General features: G+C 68.9%; 14 protein-coding genes and 3 pseudogenes. 8 read left to right on the top strand and 9 right to left on the bottom strand.

All coding sequences use genetic code 11. The features are described 5' to 3' along the window. The first annotated feature begins 346 nt into the window (after positions 1–346). Positions 347–901 carry an ActR/PrrA/RegA family redox response regulator transcription factor gene (locus tag V8F63_RS04165; RefSeq protein ID WP_134581876.1) on the top strand — a complete coding sequence of 185 codons (555 nt, stop codon included), beginning with the start codon at positions 347–349 and terminating at the stop codon, positions 899–901. A gap of 119 nt (positions 902–1,020) precedes the next feature. On the opposite strand, the gene V8F63_RS04160 is transcribed toward V8F63_RS04165, so the two are convergent. The 3 genes from V8F63_RS04160 to V8F63_RS04150 form a co-directional block, all read right to left on the bottom strand. Further along, positions 1,021–3,093, bottom strand: coding sequence for a PBP1A family penicillin-binding protein (locus V8F63_RS04160; protein ID WP_392354602.1), 2,073 nt, complete (start codon positions 3,091–3,093; stop codon positions 1,021–1,023). 83 nt (positions 3,094–3,176) lie between these two features. Further along, complete coding sequence (locus V8F63_RS04155) at positions 3,177–3,797, bottom strand: trans-aconitate 2-methyltransferase (RefSeq protein WP_303704860.1); 621 nt, start codon at positions 3,795–3,797, stop codon at positions 3,177–3,179. Beyond that, positions 3,794–4,741 (bottom strand): alpha/beta hydrolase, encoded by a 948-nt coding sequence (locus V8F63_RS04150; protein WP_392354601.1) that lies wholly within the window; start codon positions 4,739–4,741, stop codon positions 3,794–3,796. Before V8F63_RS04150 ends, V8F63_RS04155 begins: the two co-directional genes overlap by 4 nt. Positions 4,742–4,840: 99 nt before the next feature. On the opposite strand from V8F63_RS04150, the pseudogene V8F63_RS04145 reads away from it, so the two are divergent. From V8F63_RS04145 to V8F63_RS04130, 4 genes and pseudogenes are all read left to right on the top strand, one after another. Continuing rightward, a pseudogene (locus tag V8F63_RS04145) lies at positions 4,841–5,955 on the top strand (aromatic ring-hydroxylating dioxygenase subunit alpha). A gap of 61 nt (positions 5,956–6,016) precedes the next feature. Further along, a complete protein-coding gene (locus V8F63_RS04140) occupies positions 6,017–6,352 on the top strand; it encodes a hypothetical protein (protein WP_392354600.1) in 336 nt (111 codons plus the stop codon). A gap of 2 nt (positions 6,353–6,354) precedes the next feature. Further along, entirely contained in the window at positions 6,355–6,666 is a 312-nt protein-coding gene (locus V8F63_RS04135; RefSeq protein WP_392354599.1) for a DUF1345 domain-containing protein, read from the top strand. A gap of 296 nt (positions 6,667–6,962) precedes the next feature. Next, positions 6,963–8,440 (top strand): annotated as a pseudogene (locus V8F63_RS04130) (DEAD/DEAH box helicase). A gap of 150 nt (positions 8,441–8,590) precedes the next feature. Here V8F63_RS04130 and purH read toward each other — a convergent pair. After that, on the bottom strand, positions 8,591–10,195 hold the full coding sequence (gene purH / locus V8F63_RS04125; protein ID WP_392354598.1) for a bifunctional phosphoribosylaminoimidazolecarboxamide formyltransferase/IMP cyclohydrolase: 1,605 nt from the start codon (positions 10,193–10,195) through the stop codon (positions 8,591–8,593). Positions 10,196–10,422: 227 nt separating this feature from the next. On the opposite strand from purH, the gene V8F63_RS04120 reads away from it, so the two are divergent. After that, positions 10,423–10,791: a GIY-YIG nuclease family protein gene (locus V8F63_RS04120; protein WP_392354597.1), complete on the top strand. Its 369-nt coding sequence runs from the start codon at positions 10,423–10,425 to the stop codon at positions 10,789–10,791. 16 nt (positions 10,792–10,807) lie between these two features. Here V8F63_RS04120 and V8F63_RS04115 read toward each other — a convergent pair whose 3' ends face one another. The 4 genes and pseudogenes from V8F63_RS04115 to rpe all read right to left on the bottom strand — a co-directional run bounded on the left by V8F63_RS04115 (position 10,808) and on the right by rpe (position 13,297). After that, entirely contained in the window at positions 10,808–11,056 is a 249-nt protein-coding gene (locus tag V8F63_RS04115) for a heparinase II/III family protein (protein WP_392355026.1), read from the bottom strand. 146 nt (positions 11,057–11,202) lie between these two features. After that, positions 11,203–11,697 (bottom strand): annotated as a pseudogene (locus V8F63_RS04110) (heparinase II/III family protein); the annotation flags it as partial. A 74-nt stretch (positions 11,698–11,771) separates the two neighbouring features. Next, the gene (locus V8F63_RS04105) at positions 11,772–12,620 is read right to left on the bottom strand and encodes a hypothetical protein (protein WP_392354596.1); all 849 of its coding nucleotides are present in this window, start codon (positions 12,618–12,620) and stop codon (positions 11,772–11,774) included. Then, positions 12,617–13,297 (bottom strand): ribulose-phosphate 3-epimerase, encoded by a 681-nt coding sequence (rpe, locus tag V8F63_RS04100; RefSeq protein ID WP_312447610.1) that lies wholly within the window; start codon positions 13,295–13,297, stop codon positions 12,617–12,619. Before rpe ends, V8F63_RS04105 begins: the two co-directional genes overlap by 4 nt. Before the next feature lie 332 nt (positions 13,298–13,629). Between rpe and V8F63_RS04095 the strand changes: the two genes are divergently transcribed. Continuing rightward, entirely contained in the window at positions 13,630–14,610 is a 981-nt protein-coding gene (locus V8F63_RS04095) for a magnesium transporter CorA family protein (protein WP_025976313.1), read from the top strand. Here the strand turns inward: V8F63_RS04095 and V8F63_RS04090 are convergent. Then, positions 14,607–15,221 carry a TetR/AcrR family transcriptional regulator gene (locus V8F63_RS04090; protein ID WP_392354595.1) on the bottom strand — a complete coding sequence of 205 codons (615 nt, stop codon included), beginning with the start codon at positions 15,219–15,221 and terminating at the stop codon, positions 14,607–14,609. The genes V8F63_RS04095 and V8F63_RS04090 overlap by 4 nt on opposite strands. 292 nt (positions 15,222–15,513) lie before the next feature. Here V8F63_RS04090 and V8F63_RS04085 point away from each other — a divergent pair, with 292 nt between their 5' ends. Then, positions 15,514–17,724 (top strand): TonB-dependent receptor, encoded by a 2,211-nt coding sequence (locus V8F63_RS04085; RefSeq protein ID WP_392354594.1) that lies wholly within the window; start codon positions 15,514–15,516, stop codon positions 17,722–17,724. The last annotated feature ends 119 nt before the right edge of the window (positions 17,725–17,843 follow it).

Genomic DNA, 17,843 nt, shown 5'->3' with positions numbered 1-17,843 from the left:
CCGCGCCCTGGCGGCCCAGATCGCCTCGGCGTCCAGCCCGGCGCGCAGGGGACGGCGCGCGCCGCCCCGGTCACCGCCCCCATCGCGCCCAGCCAGGGCGGCATGGGGCTGGGCTTCTTCATCGCCCGCACCTTGCTGGAACGGACCGGCGCCAAGGTTTCGGTCGGCGCGGGCGCGCCCGCCAAGGGCCAGCCCGGCGGCGCCCTCGTCTCCGTGCGCTGGGCGCGTCAGGCGCTGGAAGTCACCGCCTCGGCGATGGATGGCGGCGGAACCTGATGTCGCAGTTGCGAGCTTGGCCCTTGACCCTGCGTCGTTGACGCACGACCTGAAACCTCAGGAGAATTTCATGTCCGAACTCGAGACCCAGATCGCCGCCCTCAACGACAAGTCCCTGCTGCTGCTGGACGATGATCAGGCGCTGCGCACCCGGCTGGGCCGGGCGCTGGAATCGCGCGGGTTCGCCGTCTCTGTCGCCGGTTCGGTGGCCGAGGCCAGCGACGCCCTGCGCCAGTCGGTTCCGGCCTTCGCGGTCCTGGACATGCGGCTGGAGGACGGCAACGGCCTGAAGGTGGTCGAAATGATCCGCGAGCGGCGCGAGGACGCCCGCATCGTCATGCTGACCGGCTACGGCGCCATCGCGACGGCGGTGGCGGCGGTCAAGGCGGGCGCGGTCGACTATCTGCAGAAGCCCGCCGACGCCGACGACGTGGTCAAGGCCCTGCTGTCCACCGGCGAGGCGCCCGAGCCGCCGGAAAACCCGATGTCGGCCGACCGGGTGCGCTGGGAGCATATCCAGCGGGTCTATGAGCTGTGCGACCACAACGTGTCCGAGACGGCGCGCCGCCTGGGCATGCACCGGCGCACCCTGCAACGCATCCTGGCCAAGCGCGCGCCGCGATAGGCTGCTTTTTGCGCGCTATGCTCGCGACGCGGTCGCTCGCGGCTTGAGCGCCTTACGCTTCTCCCTCACCCCTCGTGGGAGAAGGCGGCCCGCCACGAGGCAGAGGGGCGCTCAGTCGGTCAGAAGAACAGCGCGTCCGGGCGCCGTTCCTGCTGGGGCGCAGGGGGCGTCTGCGGCGGGGCGGGCCGGGCCGCCGGGGCCGGTTGCGGCTGGACCGGTTGCTGAGCCTGGCCGTCGATGATCACCGGCGGCGGAGCGTCGTAGGGCGTGGCCGCGGCGTAAGGGTCCTCGACCTGGCCCATCAGATCGCCGACCGGATCGGGCGGGATCCAGCCTTCGGGCAGGGGCGGACCGTTGGGAATGGCTTGGACCGCCAGCTTGGGCAGGGCGGCTTCCATAAAGCCGCGCCAGATGGCGGCGGGGGCCGCGCCGCCAGTGACCCGGGCCATCGGCTTGTTGTCGTCCTTGCCGACCCAGACGGCGGCGACGAAGCCGCCTGTGTAGCCGACGAACCAGGCGTCCTTGTAATCCGAGGTGGTGCCGGTCTTGCCGGCGATATCGCGCCCGCCGATCGCCGCCGAGCGGCCGCTGCCCGACGTGACGACGCCGCGCAGCATCTGGTTCATGTAATAGAGCGGCGGATTATTGATGGCCTGGCCGCCTTCCGACGGGCCGTGGGTATAGATCACGCGGCCGGACGGCGTGCGGATCCGGCTGATGCCATAGGCGTCGACACGGCGGCCGCCGTTGGCGAAGGCGTCATAGGCCTGGGCCATCTCCAGCGGGCTGACCTCGACGGCGCCGAGCGCCATGGACGGCTGCAGGCCGATCTCGCTGGAGATCCCGAGGCGACGGGCGGCGCGGGCCACGCTGTCGCGCCCGACCTGATCGGCGACATAGGCCGCGACCGTGTTGGTCGATTGGGCCACAGCCTGGGCCAGGGTCATCTGGCCCGAGAAATTGCCGGAATAGTTGCGCGGCGACCAGCCGCCGATGGTCACGGGCTGGTCCACCACCGGGGTCTGGGGCGTATAGCCCGCCTCGACGGCGGCCAGGTAGACGAAGGGCTTCCAGGCCGAGCCCGCCTGACGCCGCGCATCCACCGCGCGGTTGAACTGGCTGTCGCCGTAGGAGGCGCCGCCGATCATGGCGCGCACCCGGCCGTCGCCGTCCAGGGCGACCAGGGCGGCCTGTTCGACGCCCTTGCCCTTGTCGCGGTCCAGGATGCGGCGCACGGCGCGCTCGGCGTCGGTCTGCAAGGTCAGATCGAGCGTCGTCTCGACGACCATATCCTCGGTCGGTTCGCCGACCAGGGTGCGGATCTGCTTGTCCAGCCAGTCGATGAAGTATTGGGCGTGCTGGCTGGCCAGGGTCTTGGACACCCGCACCGGCTCGGCCACGGCGGCCTCGCGCTGGGCCGGGGTGATGGCGCCGACCTCGACCATTTCGTTCAGCACGACGTTGGCGCGTGTCGCGGCGCGCTCGCTTTCGGAGACGGGGGAATAGCGCGAGGGCGCCTTCAGCAGGCCCGCCAGCAGGGCGGCCTCGCCGACCGTCAGCTTGTCGGCGCTCTTGTCGAAATAGCGCTGCGAGGCGGATTCGATGCCATAGGCCCCCGCGCCGAAATAGACGCGGTTCAGATACAGGGCGAGGATTTCCTTCTTGGAGAACTTCATCTCCAGCCACACGGCCAGGATCAGCTCCTGCACCTTGCGCTTCATGTTCTGATCGGGCGTCAGGAACAGGTTCTTGGCCAGCTGCTGGGTGATGGTCGAGCCGCCCTGGACCACGCGCCCGGCCCTCAGGTTCGAGGCCATGGCCCGGCTCATGCCGATCGGGTCGAAACCGGGGTGGTGATAGAAGCGGCGATCCTCGATGGCCACGAAGGCGGCGGGGACGTAGTCGGGCAGGGCGTCCAGATCGACCGGCGGCGCCATCTGGGTGCCGCGCACCGCGATCAGGGCGCCGGAGCGGTCCAGATAGGTGATCGAGGGCTGGCGATCGACCTCATACAGACTGGAGGTGTCCGGCAGGTCGCGCGCAAACACCGCCAGGAAGACCACGGCGAAGATCAGACCCCAGACGGCCAGCACCGCGCCCCAGTAGAACAGGCGGCCGAAGACGGTTCGGCGCGGGCGTTCTCCACCCTGCTCGTTGCGGTCGGGTCCGCGGTCGTTGCGCGCCATGAACATCCCTCTATGCCAGCGACGTGGACCCTAGCCGTTCCCGTCGCCGGCGAAAACGCCCCCGTTTTCGATCACGCCAGCGTGTGCGCCTATTTCGCCGAAAGAATGGCGCGGCGGGCCAGCCAGACGCCGTTCCCGCCGCCGTTCTCCACCGCCAGTCCGGCCTGGGTCAGCGCGGCGCGATACGCCTCAGGGGCCAGGCTGCCGTGATAGAGGGCTTCGCCGCGCCACTCGCCGATCGCCTCGCCGTGGGCGGGTCCGGCGGTGAACATCAGCCGGCCGCCGGGCGTGACACGGGCGGCCAGGGCGGGCAGAACCGCTGTTTGCGCTTCCGGAGTCAGGTGGAACAGGCTGTGCCAGGCCAGAACGCCGTGAAAAGCGTCGTCCGGCAAGGCGTCGCGCATGTCGCCGATACGCCAGTCGCCGCCAGGCAAGGTCTCGAGCGCATGGGCGATCAGGCCGGGCGAGGCGTCGAGGCCGACGACCTCGAACCCGCGCTCCAGCAGGGCGGCGCCCATGGGCCAGCCCGAGCCGCAGCCGACGTCCAGAACCCGGGCGCCGCGCGGCCAGCCCTGCGTGAAGCGGTCCAGCCAGGCGGCTTCGTTCCAGTCGCCTTCATCCCGGCGCAGCACGACGCCCCGGTCGCGAATCCAGTCGGCCGCCTTGTCCTGATAGAGGCCGACGATCCGATCCGCAGCCGGATGGCTCATTTGGCCAGGAAGGCGTCCAGCGCCCCATGGAAGGCGTCGGGCTGGTCGAACATGATGAAGTGGGCGCTGTCGTCGATGCGCTTCAGCCTGGCGCCGGGCAGGGTCGCGAACGACATCTGATAGATGGCGTCGGTGATCGCATCGGTCATGCGGGGGTCGTTGAACTTGACGTAGAGCACCTCGGTCGGGGCGGTGATCTTGGCCAATTCGGGTCGCAGGTCGGTGGTCACCAGTTCGCGGAAGGCGGCGGCCGAGACCTTCTGGTCGCTGCCCCGCATGTCCTTCAACGCCTCTTCGCGCCGGCTTGCGGTGTTGATCATGCCGTTGATGGAGGCCGTGGCCTGGGCGACGTAGGCCTCGCGCGGGCTGGTCGACTGGGCGGTCCAGATCTGATCGGCGACGGGGGTCACGCTCTCGGCCGTCGCGCCGGGCGCGCCGAACATGGCGCCCATGAAGGGGATCATGTCGACGACCATCAACTTGCCGACCAGGTCCGGGTGCCGTGCGGCCAGCATCATGCCCATCGTTCCGCCCATCGAGTGGCCGACGACGGCGGGCTGGTTCAGATGCTGCTCGCGGATGTAGCGGGCGATGTCTTCGGCCACGGGGGCGCCGACCGGTTGGGGCGCGTCGCCCTGGGCGTTGGCTTGAGGCGCGGCGCCCGCGAAACCGGCGACGTGGATGCGGTGGATGCGATAGCGCCCGGCCAGGTGATCGACCGTCCCCTGCCAGACCGCGGGCGAGGACGACAGGCCGGGGATCAGGATCAGGTCGGGCGCGCCTTCCGGTCCGTCGACGCGGACGCTGAGGCGGTCGGAGGCGAAGGCGGCGTGCGCCGCGCCGTGGGCCGCGTGGTTGACATGGCCGTCCTGAGCCACGGCGGGAGCGGCGGCCAGCAACAGGGCGGCGGCGCCGAAAAAGGCGGTGGAGGCGGTGCGGATCAAGGCGTCTCTCCCAAAGAGAATTTGAGACAGATTAATTCATCGGCTGAGGAAGGGAATGGCCTTTGGACGGCTGACCGTCCCTGCTGCTACAAGGCGGCCATGACTGCAGACGCCGCGCCCGCCCCAGTATCCGCCCCCGAGGCCAAGGCTCCGCCGACCGCTTTCGGCAAGGGCTTCATCACCGACGCCTGGTATTTCGTCGCCCTGGCGCGCGACGTGCCGGTGGCCAGCCTGAAGCGCTATGAGATCATGGGCGAGCCGGTGCTGATCGGCCGCACCCGCGCGGGGAGGTCTATGGCATGCGCGACATCTGCCCCCACCGCGCGGCGCCGTTGTCGGCCGGACGCCTGGTCGAGAAGCCGGGCGAGGGCGAGACGATCGAATGCCCCTATCACGGCTGGCGCTTCCGGCCTGATGGCGTCTGCGCCGCCATCCCGTCGCTGGTCGAGGATCAGGCGTTCGAGGCGAACCGCATCAAGGTGCGATCCTATCCGGTGCGCGAGAGCCAGGGCATGGTCTTCGTCTGGATGGCGGCCGACGCGCGCAATCCGTCCGAGCCGGATCAGGAGCCGCCACAGTTCCCCGGCGCCGTCGGCCAGCCGCGTCTGGTCGAGGCGATGGATTTCGACAGCCATATCGACCACGCCGTCGTCGGTCTGATGGACCCGGCCCACGGCCCCTATGTCCACCAGCAGTGGTGGTGGCGCTCCGAACATTCGATGCACGAGAAGGCCAAGACCTTCGCACCGGTCGACTTCGGCTGGGCCATGGTGCGCCATGCGCCGTCGTCGAACAGCCGCCTGTACAAGGTGCTGGGCGGGGCGCCTGCGACCGAAATCACCTTCCGCCTGCCGGGCTATCGCTGGGAGCATATCCAGGTGGGCGCCAAGCAGGTGCTGGCCCTGACCTGCCTGACGCCGGTGAGCGAGACCAAGACCCGCATCACCCAGATATTCTGGTCCGACCACTGGGTGTTCGGCATCGCCAAGCCCTTCCTGCGCATGGGCGTCGTCGCCTTCCTCAAGCAGGACGGCGGCATGGTGAACCTGCAGAACGAGGGGCTGAAATACGACCCGGCCCTGATCTGGATCGACGACGCCGACAAACAGGCGAAATGGTATCAGCAACTGAAGCGCGAATGGCTGAAGAGCCGCGCCGAGGGCCGCGCCTTCGTCAATCCGATCCAGGAGACGGTGCTGCGCTGGAAGAGCTGACGGCGGAACTCCGGCGGCTCAGCTCTGGCCGTTCCGTGCGGAACCGCGCAATCATGCCGTCATGAAGTCGGTCGCGCGCCTCTTTCGTCTGCATTTGGCCCTGTGGTTGGGGTTGGCGGTCATGGCGGCCGCGAGCGCCGTTTCGCCCGTAGCCTGGGGCTGGCCGATGCGGTTGGCGGTCGCGTGGGACGCGGGCGTGGCGGCCTTTCTGCTGCTGACCTTCGTGCGGCTCAGCCGAACCCGATCGGTGGCGAGGATCCGCGCGCGGGCGGCGGAAATGGACCAGGCGGGCAGGGCGGTTCTGCCGCTCAGCCTGTTGGCGGCGGGGGCCAGCGTCTTCGTCATCGTCCTGATCGCGGCGTCGGGGGCAAGCCTACGGCGACGGCGGCGACGCTGACCGTGGCCACCATCGCCCTCAGCTGGCTGTTCGTGCAGACCATCTTCGCCCTGCATTACGCCCATGAATTCTATGCGCCGGCCGGGACCGGCCAGGGCGACCGCCAAGGGCTGATGTTCCCCGGCGAGGACGACGCCGACTATTGGGACTTCCTGCACTTCGCCCTGATCATCGGCGTGGCGAACCAGACCGCCGACGTGCAGATCTCTAGCCAGCGCCTGCGCCGCATCGCCACCGTCCACAGCATCCTGGCCTGGCTGTTCAACACGGTGATCCTGGCCCTGGCGGTCAATCTGGCGGTCAACCTGTTGTAGGCTTTCGGCGGGTTCGCCTTGACTTGGCCGCTATTGAGGTCCATCTGCGCTGCATCGCACAATGCGGTGACCGGCGCGTTCCAGCGCGTGTTTGGGCTTCCCTGACCGGAAGGCCTGTCTGTCGAGCGGCCGGATCATTCGATTTCATACGTCGTCCATACACGCGGGGCGGCGCCCGTTCCCCGCCCGATTTCGGGCAGGCGACGTGCGCCCTTTTGTGAAGGTCTGGTTCGTCCAGCCGCGCGCGCCGCCGTTCGTGAAAGACAGACGTGAGCGACACTCTTACTTTTGAATCCATGGGCCTGAACAAGGCTCTGCTGACCGCCCTGGCCGCAACCGGCTACGAGAAGCCGACGCCGATCCAGGCCAAGTCCATCCCCGACGTGATGAAGGGCAAGGACCTGCTGGGCATCGCCCAGACCGGCACCGGCAAGACGGCGGCCTTCGCCCTGCCGATCCTGCATCGCCTGGCCGAGAACCGCGTGGCGCCAAGCCGCGCACCACGCGCTGCCTGGTCCTGAGCCCGACGCGCGAACTGGCGACCCAGATCGCCGACAGCTTCAAGCAATACGGCGCCCACCTGGGCTTCCGCGTGGCCGTCATCTTCGGCGGCGTGAAATACGGCCCGCAGGAACGCGCCCTGCAACAGGGGCTTGACGTGCTGGTCGCGGCGCCCGGCCGCCTGCTGGACCACCTGCAGCAGAAGACGCTGGACCTGTCGCAGACCGAGATCTTCGTCCTGGACGAGGCCGACCAGATGCTGGACCTGGGCTTCATCAAGCCGATCCGCCAGATCGTCAGCCGCATCCCGGCCAAGCGTCAGAACCTGTTCTTCTCGGCCACCATGCCGTCGGAGATCGGCAAGCTGGCCGGCGAGCTGCTGAAGGACCCGGTCAAGGTCCAGGTCACGCCGCAGGCCACCACGGTCGAGCGCATCCAGCAGTCGGTGATCTGGGTCGAACAGGGCAAGAAGCGCGCCCTGCTGACCGAGCTCTTCTCCGACCCCGCCTATACGCGCTGCCTGGTCTTCACCAAGACCAAGCACGGCGCCGACAAGGTCGCGGCCTATCTGGAGGCGGGCGGCGTCGAGGCCGGCGCCATCCACGGCAACAAGAGCCAGCCGCAACGCGAGCGCGCGCTTGAAGCCTTCAAGAACGGCAAGCTGCGCGTTCTGGTCGCCACCGATATCGCCGCGCGCGGCATCGACGTGGACAAGGTCACCCACGTGGTGAACTTCGAGCTGCCCTATGTGCCGGAAGCCTATGTCCACCGCATCGGCCGGACGGCCCGAGCGGGCAAGGACGGCACCGCCATCAGCTTCGTCGCCGGCGACGAGATGAAGCTGCTGAAGGACATCGAGAAGGTCACGCGCCAGAAGATCCCCGCGATCGACCGCCGCAACGACAAGGCGCTGGCCCAGCTGGACGCCTCCATCATGGCGGCGGGCGTGGCCAAGAAGGCGACCCTGCCTGAACGTGAAGGCCGCTCGGACGGCGAAGGCCGGGGCGGGCGTGGTCGCGGCGGCCGCAACCCGCACCGTGAAGGCGTCAAGCAGGAGGCCGGCGGTCAGCCGCACCGCCAGCGTCGCGGCCGCAACGGCGCGCCTGCGGTTGAGCGCGCGGCGCCGGTCTACGATCCGATGGCGGGCGATCGCGCCCGCTCGTCGGTGCGCGCAGCGCCGTCCGCCGAGCCCAAGCCGGTCGGCGAACTGCAGCGCCGCCCGCGTCGTCGTCGCCCGTCGAACGGGGGCAAGGGCCACGCCGCCCAGGGCTGATACAGCAAAGCCCGCTCGCTCCCCGAGGAGCGGGCGGCGCGGGCCGCCCGCGACAGGGTCGGGGAGGCGCGGGGCGCCTCCACCGCCTTAATAAAGCTTGCAAACCCGCTCAAGCCAGCAGGCGGCCGCGCCGCCTGCGTTAGCGGTCTATCAGTGCCTGAACACCCGCACGCCGGTGAAGGCCATGGCGATGTTGCGTTCGTCGGCGGCGGCGATGACTTCCTCGTCGCGGATCGAGCCGCCCGGCTGGATCACCGCCGTGGCCCCGGCGGCGACGGCTTCCAGCAGACCGTCGGCGAAGGGGAAGAAGGCTTCGGACGCGCAAGCCGAGCCTTCAGCCAGCGAATGGGCCAGACCCTTGGCCTCGCCGGCTTCCTTGGCGCGGATGGCGGCGATGCGGGCGCTGTCGCGGCGGTTCATCTGGCCGGCGCCGATGCCCGCCGTCTGGCCGTCCTTGGCGTAGACGATGGCGTTGGACTTGACGTGCTTGGCCACGGTGAAGGCGAACAGCATGTCCTGGATCTCGGTCGGCGTCGGCTGGCGGCGCGTGACGATCTTCAGATCTTCCGGCTTGATCAGCGAGCGGTCGCGCGACTGCACCAGGAAGCCGCCGGCGACTGAGCGGAACACCTCGCCCGGGCCGTGCGGGTCAGGGAGACCATTCGTGATCAGCAGGCGCAGGTTCTTCTTGGCGGCGAAGACTTCCTTGGCCTCGTCGTCCGCGCCCGGCGCGATGACCACCTCGGTGAAGATGCCGGTGATGGCGCGGGCGTCCTCGCCCGTCAGCGGGCGGTTGACGGCGATGACGCCGCCGAAGGCCGACACGGCGTCGCATTCCAGCGCGCGGGCGTAGGCCTCCGACAGGGTATGGCCGACGGCCACGCCGCAGGGGTTGGCGTGTTTGACGATGACGCAGGCCGGGGCCTCGAACTCGGCGACCAGCTCATAGGCGGCGTCGGCGTCGGCGATGTTGTTGTAGCCCAGCTCCTTGCCCTGGACCTGGGTGGCGTAGGCCACGCCCGGGCGCTTCTCGCCGGTGCGGTAGAAGGCGCCGGTCTGGTGCGGGTTTTCGCCATAGCGCAGCGTTTGCGCCAGCGAACCGGCGATCGCCTTGCGCGCCGGGGCGGCGTCTTCCAGCTGACCGGCGAACCACGACGACACGGCGGCGTCATAGGCGGCGGTGCGGGCGAAGGCGCGGGCGGCCAATTGCTTGCGCAGCGTCAGCGTGGTCGTTCCGTCGGCCTTCAGGGCTTCGACGATCAGGCCGATGCTCTCGGCGTCGACGGCGACGGCGACGTGGCCGTGGTTCTTGCTGCCCGAACGGATCATGGCCGGGCCGCCGATGTCGATGTTCTCGATGGCTGCTTCAAAGCCGCCGCCGGATTCCACGGTCTTCTCGAACGGATAGAGGTCGATCCAGACGATATCGATGGCGCCGATGCCGTGCTCGCTCATGGCGGCGGCGTGGGCCTGGGCGTTGCGCACGCCCAGCAGGCCGCCGTGCACGACCGGGTGCAGGGTCTTGACCCGGCCGTCCATCATTTCCGGGAAGCCGGTCAGATCGGCCACGTCCTTGACCGGCAGGCCGAAGCCCGCGATCGCCGCCTTGGTGCCGCCGGTCGAGACCAGTTCGACGCCCAGCCCCGCCAGGGTGCGCGCGGCGTCTTCCAGCCCCGCCTTGTCCGACAGGGAGATCAGGGCGCGGACGGGCTTGATCGCGTCCGGGGCGGGCGGAAAGTCGGGAGCGGCGGGCATGGGCGGCGTCCGTTTACGGCTGGGGCGGGGAGATGGCGGGGCATCTAGCACCAACGGGACACGGCGTCAGCCCTTGGCGTCCGTTGCGGTCCTCCCGGCGCCGATCCTCGGGTCAAGCCCGAGGATGACGAAAGGGAGGGCACGCGGCGATGTTGTCGGTGTCTTGCTCACACTGCGTCATCCTCGGGCTTGACCCGAGGATCGAGTTGTCCGCCACTCACGGTTCCATGAACGAGCGCCGCCCTTTCATCGCGACCTATATTCTGGCCAGTCGCCCGCTCGGCGTTCTTTACGTCGGCATGACCTCGAACCTCTACGAACGCATCCGCCAGCATCGGGAGGACGGCATCGAAAGCTTTGCCCAGCGTTACGGCTGCAAGACGCTGGTCTGGTATGAGACGCACGGCTTCGTCACCGAGGCGATCCGGCGCGAGAAGGCGCTGAAGCGCTGGAACCGCACCTGGAAGCTGGAGCTGATCGAGAAGACCACCCCGCAGTGGCAAGACCTCTATCCCGGCCTGTTTGGATTGGCGCTGATCCTCAGGTCAAGCCCGAGGATGACGGAGGGAGAGAGGGAGGCGTCGAGGCATTTCTGAAGCGCCTCGATCGGCTTTAGTCCGGATCGCCGCTCGCGCCGGCCGGGCTCAGCTTCCAGCGGACCTTGGTTTCGGCGTCGGTGCGGGCCGAGCCGCGCACGACGATCTGCAAGGAGCGGCGGGTCAGGCCTTCGTCGATGTGGACGGCGGGCTCGATGGCCACGTCGGGGCCGTCGCTGCGGAACCACCAGCCGCGTCCGGACGGGCCGCGCAGCAGGATGGAGCGGCGGTCGCGGGCCAGCGAGGCCTGGACCCCCGGCTCCAGCTGGAAGCGCAGGGCGTAGGGCGCCGCGATGGCCCGGGTCGCTTCGGGGCGGCCTTCGGGGGATGCAGCCGCTCCTCGGCGCGCAGTTCGTCCAGCCGCTGGTCGATGTAGAGGCGGCGCTGGTGCATCAGGCCGTACTGCGCCATCCAGCCGTCATGCTCGACCTCCAGCCAGACGGCGCCGTCGCCTTCCTGATGCTGGCGCGTGACGTGCAGGGCGGGGCCGACGAGGCGCGGGCCCAGCAGCTCGCCCTTCCAGCCCGCCAGAGGCTCGGCCAGAGGCTGTTCGCCCAGCGTCAGGGTCGAGGCGCCGGGCGTCAGGCGCAGGGCCTGTCGGTCCAGGGCGCGCGGCGTCCATCCCGCCGAGGTGAACAGGCGGTCGCGGCCGCAGACGACCTCCAGGGCCGCGGGCTGGCCGCAGGCGGCGGCCGACCAGGCGTTGCGCGCCGGGGCCTCGACATCGACCACGACGGTTAGCAGGGGGCTGGAGACGCGCAGCAGGCCGCCGACGGCGCCGCTGGGCGGGGCGGCGGGGGCGTCGTCATGGGCGCGGGCGGCGGCGATGCGCTCAGGCGTGGAGGGGCCGCCGCCCTGAAACACGGCCAGCTTCCGATCGGGCAGGGTCTGCAGGCGCAAGGCCATCGTCAGGCGCGAAATGGCCTCGGCCACCGGCTCGGGCGTGACTTCGGACAGCTGGGCCAGGGCGTCGTCCAGCGTCAGCAGGTCGAGCAGCAGCTCCAGCCCCTCTCCGGCGCGCGCGAGGCGTGGGCGCCGTCGGGAGCGACCGTGGCGGTCAGGGCGGCGGGCAGACGTTTCAGCGCCTTGTCGCGGATGGCGGCGCCGGCCTTGCCGGTCAGGGCGCATCCCGCGACGGCGGCGGCGGTCAGGCGCTCGGCCCGGCCCAGGATCCCGCCGGGCGGCCGCAGCAGCTGGCGCGCCTGATGGGCCAGGATGTCGGTCAGCTTCAGGCGCTCGACCTCCGTCGCTGCGCCCGCCAGCCGCCGTCCGGCGCAGGCCAGGTGATAGACGCGGCGGGCCAGAATGTCCGGATCCCAGGAAAAGGGCGACCAGCGGCTGAAGACCTCATGCCAGGCCAGGGTGAGGGCCAGGACTTCGCGCACGCCGCGATCGCCCTGAGCCATCATGGCGGGCAGCCAGTTGAAGCTGTGCAGCTCGACGGCGAAGGCGCGGCTGGGCGTGGGGCTGTTCCACAGCTCGGCCGGGGTTCCGGCGTCCAGGCTCAGGCCCGCCAGCGTCAGCTTGCCCGACAGCAGGGGACGCGGCGCCTCTTCGGGCAGGGGGCGGAAGTCGCGCGGGCTGACGGCGAAACCCTCGGCGGTCGGACCGCCCAGCGTCAGGCCGTAGCCGGGCAGGCCGTACAGTTCGATCCACGCCTGGCGCGCCACCAGCCCCTTGGCGACCGAGGCCCACAGGCGCGGGTCCGGTCGGGCGCCGGAGGCGGGGCGCACGGGGGTCCGCATCGGGGCGCCCTTCAGGCCGGGGATGTGCCCTTCGGCCAGGGGGACGTCGCTGTCGCGCGGGGCGAAGGGGCCGAGGGGGCTCACGCGGCGGCGGCCTTCAGGGCCTGGATATTGGCGGCATAGGCGTCCGGCCCGCCCTTGAAGACGAAGGAGCCGGCGACCAGCGCATCGGCCCCGGCGGCGACGCAGGCCCCGGCGTTGGCGGCGACCACCCCGCCGTCCACTTGCAGGTGCGCCCTTGATCCGGCGCGGTCGAGGATGGCGCGGGCGCGCTCGATCTTCCGCAGCGAGGTCTCGATGAATTTCTGACCGCCGAAGCCCGGATTGACCGACATGATCAGCACTAGATCGACCAGTTCGACCGCCTCTTCCAGCACGCTCAATGGCGTGGCCGGATTGAAGACGAGGCCCGCCTTGGCGCCCAGCTGGCGGATCTGGCCCAGCGTGCGGTGGACGTGGGGGCCGCTTTCGGGATGGACGCTCATGATGTCGGCGCCCGCCGCGCGATAGGCCTCCAGCCAGTTGTCGACCGGGGCGACCATCAGGTGCACGTCGAACGGAAGGCTGGTGTGCGGGCGCAGGGCTTTCACCACGTCCGGGCCGATGGTCAGGTTGGGCACGAAATGCCCGTCCATGACATCGACGTGGATCCAGTCGGCGCCGGCCGCCTCAAGCGCCCGGATTTCCTCGCCCAGGCGAGAGAAGTCGCTGGCCAGGATGGAGGGGCAGATCAGCGGGGCGGTCGCGGCGGTCTGGGTCATGGCCCTGCGACTTACGTGGGTGTGAGGCGAGGGGCAAGCCGGGCCGCGGACGTAAGGTCGCGTGTTGCGCATGGATTCGATCAGGCGGGGCTTTCGCGGGCGCTGGGCGGAAAGGTGATGCTGAAGCCTCAGCCGGGTCTTGGCGGAGGGGCGGGCGGTTGACCCTGGTTTGCGAACGCGTCAAGACGCCTGCGCCGTCCAGATGCCTGTCGTGGGGCGGCGTCTTTTGGAAACCCTCAGATGAACCCCGAAGACCGAAGTCTGTCTTCAACTTCTTCGACGCTCTGAGGACGTTCGCTTCCGCGCGAGCGCCCTCGCGAAAGGAAGCAACCATGCTGAACGCCTATGACTGGCGGGCCGATCGGCTCGTGCGCCTCGATACGACCGTGGATCACGGCCCCGCCTGCTGGATCGATCTTGTCTCTCCGACCGCGCAGGAGGCGGCGGCTCTGGAGATCCTGACGGGCATCGACCTCCCCAGCCGTGACGAGATGGACGATGTCGAGCCGTCCGCCCGCCTCTACGCTGAAGACGGGGGCGTCTTCATGATCGCCGCCGTGGCGACGGATCTAGAGACCCACGATCCGATCAAGACGCCGGTGACCTTCATCCTGAAGGGCGGGCGGCTGGTGACGGTCAGCTACGGCCAGCCGCGCTCCTTCCAGACCTTCATCGCCCACGCCACCCACAAGCCCGGCGAGCGGCTGGCCAGCGGCGAGGCCGTGATGATGGGGCTGATCGAGGCGGTGATCGACCGCTACGCCGACGCCCTGGAAACCAAGGGGCTGGAGCTGGACGCCATCTCGCGGATGATCTTTCGCAAGCGCGACCCCAAGGCGATGGAGAGCCACAACCTTCAGGCCGTGATCCGCGACATCGGCCGGGCGGGCGACTTCCTGGGCCTGATCCGCGAGAGCCTGTCCAGCCTGCAGCGCCTGCTGGCCTATCATGCAGCCGTGTCGGGCGCGCGGGCCGGGAGCAAGGCCGATCGCGAGGGGCGCCAGACCGTGCGTCTGCTGCAGCGGGACGCGGCGGCGTTGAGCGAGCTCAGCGTCTCCATGTCCTCCAAGGTGACCTTCCTGATGGACGCCACCCTGGGCCTGATCAATCTGGAGCAGAACCAGATCATCAAGATCTTCTCGGTCGCGGCCGTGGCCCTGCTGCCGCCGACGCTGATCGCGTCGATCTACGGCATGAACTTCGACGTCATGCCGGAATTGCACTGGCGGTACGGCTATCCAGCGGCGGTGGGGGCGATGATCCTGTCGGCGGCTCTGCCCTATTTCGTCTTCCGCAAGAAACGCTGGCTCTAACCGTCCTGAGACGGGCCGCAGACCGCGCGGAAACCGGCGGCGGCGAAACGCACCATGTAGTCGCAGGCGCTGTCCAGGTCGCCCGACCGGCACAGGCCGCCGGACAGGCGATCCAGCCGCCCCGTCTCGCCCAGCGTCAGGGTCAGGGCGCCCGACAGGTTGTGCCAGGCCCAATAGAGCTGCTCGTCCCGCGCCTCCGGCATGATGCGTTTGACCAGTTCAAGCAGGCGTCGGATGGCAGGGTCGAAATAACGGGCCATGGTCTCGCCGCCGAAGGCGGGCTGGGCGTTCGTCTGGGCCACCAGGGCGGCGTAGTGCTTCCACCCCGGCCCGCCCTTCAGCGACCACTGGAAAGGCGGGCGCAGGAAGGCTTCGAGAAGGCCTTCCAGCGTCATGGCCGGGCCCGTCGCCTCTGCGTAGCGATCCATGGCGGCGACGCGCTCGCTGTTCCACACCTCGGCGCGGCGGTTGAAGACGGAGTCGAACAGCTCCTTCTTGGCCCCGAAATAATAGTGGACCAGGGCCGTATCCACGCCCGCCTCGCGCGCCACCTCGCGGATGGTGACGCCATAGAAGCCGTGCTTGGAAAACAGGTCCTCGGCCGCGTTCATGATGGCGTCGCGGGTCTCTCCAACGGCGGACGCCTTGGATTTCTTGGGCCGACCGCGCCGCGCCGGGGCGGCGGGCGAGGGGAATCTGGGGCGGCGGCAGGTCGCTCTTCGTCATGGTCGGAAGCTAGTCGCGCTTTGGGGGTTAGTGCAACGGCGCCACAGGGAGGGCCTTTCCGTGACGCAAATCAGGCTTGGCCGTTTGACAGTCGGCCGAAACCCGGTCACCTATGCTGAAAATCATTGAACGCTGAATAAAAGCGTCGATCGGGCCGGAAACATGATTGGGATTGAAATGAACAGACTCGTGAAAACCGCCCTTCTGGCGGGCGCCGCCTTCGGCGTGATGGCTTCGGCCGCGCAGGCGCAACAGGCTCCGGCCATGGAGGCGCAGGCCTCGACTGTCGACGACATCATCGTCAGCGCGCGCCGCCGTGACGAAGCGCTGAAGGACGTGCCGGTGTCGGTGTCGGCCATGAGCGCCGAGCGCCTGGAGCAGACCGGCGCTTCGGACATCACCGCCCTGCAGCAGCAGACGCCCAACGCGACCGTTCAGGTGGCGCGCGGGTCCAACTCGACCCTGATTTCCTTCATTCGCGGCATCGGCCAGCAAGACCCGCTGTGGGGCTTCGAGCCGGGCGTGGGCCTGTATGTCGACGACGTCTATGTGGCGCGCCCGCAAGGCGCCGTGCTGGACATTTTCGATATCGAGCGCATCGAGGTCCTGCGCGGGCCGCAGGGGTCGCTGTACGGCCGCAACACGGTCGGCGGCGCCATCAAATACGTCACGTCGCGTCTGGACCCTGACGCGCCGGAGCTGACGCTGCGCGGCGCTTACGGCAGCTACAACCAGATCGATCTGCTGGCCCAGGGCTCGATGCCGGTGACCGACAAGCTGCGCATCGGCGGCGCCGTCGCCAGCTACAACCGCGACGGCTACGGCGAGAACCTGAACACGGGTGCCGAGCACTACGACAAGGATGTCCTGGCCGGCCGCGTCAGCGTCGAGTTCCAGCCCACCGACAACACCTTCTTCCGCCTGGCCTATGATCGCGTCGAGGACCGCTCGAACCCGCGTCACGGCCACCGCGAGAAGGCCGGGGTCGGCCCCGGCGCCGGCGTTCCGGGCAGCGTCTATGACACCTACGCCGGCCTGGGCGACCGCAACAAGGTCACCACCGAAGGCGTCTCGCTGACGGCTCAGGTCGACCTCAACGACGTGTGGACGGTCAAGTCGATCACCGCCTATCGCTCGGGCGACACCGACACCCTGATCGACTTCGACAACACCCCGGCGCCGACGCTGGACGTGCCGGCCATCTACGGCGACCACCAGTTCACCCAGGAATTCCAGGCGCTGTTCAGCACCGACCGGATTCAGGGCGTGGCCGGGATCTTCTACCTGGACGGCACCGCCTCGGGCGCCTTCGACACCATCGCCCAGAACTTCGGCATCGTCATCGGCACGGCCGGCTACGTGAAGACGACCAGCATCGCGCTGTTCACCGACATCAACCTGGACCTGACCGATCGTCTGCACCTGGGCCTGGGCGCCCGCTATACCGTCGACGACAAGACCGGCCACGTCTTCCGCGCCAACTATCTGGGCGCGACCCGCAGCCCGCTGCTGGGCGGCACGGCGCGCGCCCCGATCCTGCTGCGCACCGACTACACGCGCTCGAACAGCTTCGATCAGTTCACGCCCAAGGCCTCGCTGTCCTACGACTTCTCGGACCGCATCACCGGCTACGCCTCTTACTCGAAGGGCTATAAGTCGGGCGGCTTCGATATGCGCGGCGACGCCATCCTGACGCCGAACACGGTCAACGGTTATCAGCCGGAAACGGTCGACTCGTATGAAATCGGCCTGAAGGGTTCGGCCTTCGACCGTCGCCTGAGCTTCGCCTCGGCCGTCTTCTACAACGAGTACCAGGACCAGCAGGTCACCACCCAGGTTCCGGCCGTGGGCGGCATCGCCAGCTTCGTCGACAACGTCGGTTCGTCCAAGTTCTACGGGGCTGAAGTCGAAGGCTCTCTGATCCTGACCGATAGCCTGACGGCCAACTTCGCCGTCGGCTACCTGGACTCCAAGTTCGAGCAGTTCCAGCGCTACAACCTGACCACCCAGAAGTACGAGGACATCTCCGACCTGGTCGTGCTGCAGAATGCGCCCAAGTGGACCGGCTACTTCGGCCTGACGTGGCTCGGCGAAGTGGCCGGCGGCTCGCTGGCGGTGACGCCCTCGGTCAGCTACCGCGATGACTACAGCCAGTTCGAGTTCCCCAACCCGGTGCTGGACCAGGACGCCTTCGCCCTGGTGGACCTGTCGGTCGTGTGGACGGACCCCAGCAACAAGTGGACCGTCGGCCTGTACGGCAAGAACTTGACCGATGAGGAATACCGCGTCGGCGCCTACAACTTCGCGGGCGCGGCCTACAACGACTCCCTGATCGGCTACTACGGCCCGCCGCGCACCGTCACGGCGTCGCTGCAGTACAAGTTCTGATCGGGTTTTTCTCCTGAACGCCTGATCATCTGATCACGGGCGGCGGTTCGCTGGAGCCGCCGCCCTTCTTTTCCATGGCGCGGGGCGGCCAGGCCGTTACCGTCGCGGGACAGCAAACC

It is taken from the genome of Brevundimonas sp. LF-1 (assembly GCF_037055305.1).
GTDB lineage: Bacteria > Pseudomonadota > Alphaproteobacteria > Caulobacterales > Caulobacteraceae > Brevundimonas > Brevundimonas sanguinis.
The sequence above is the reverse complement of the archived record's forward strand: the minus strand, read 5'-3'. Positions and strand labels throughout refer to the sequence as shown.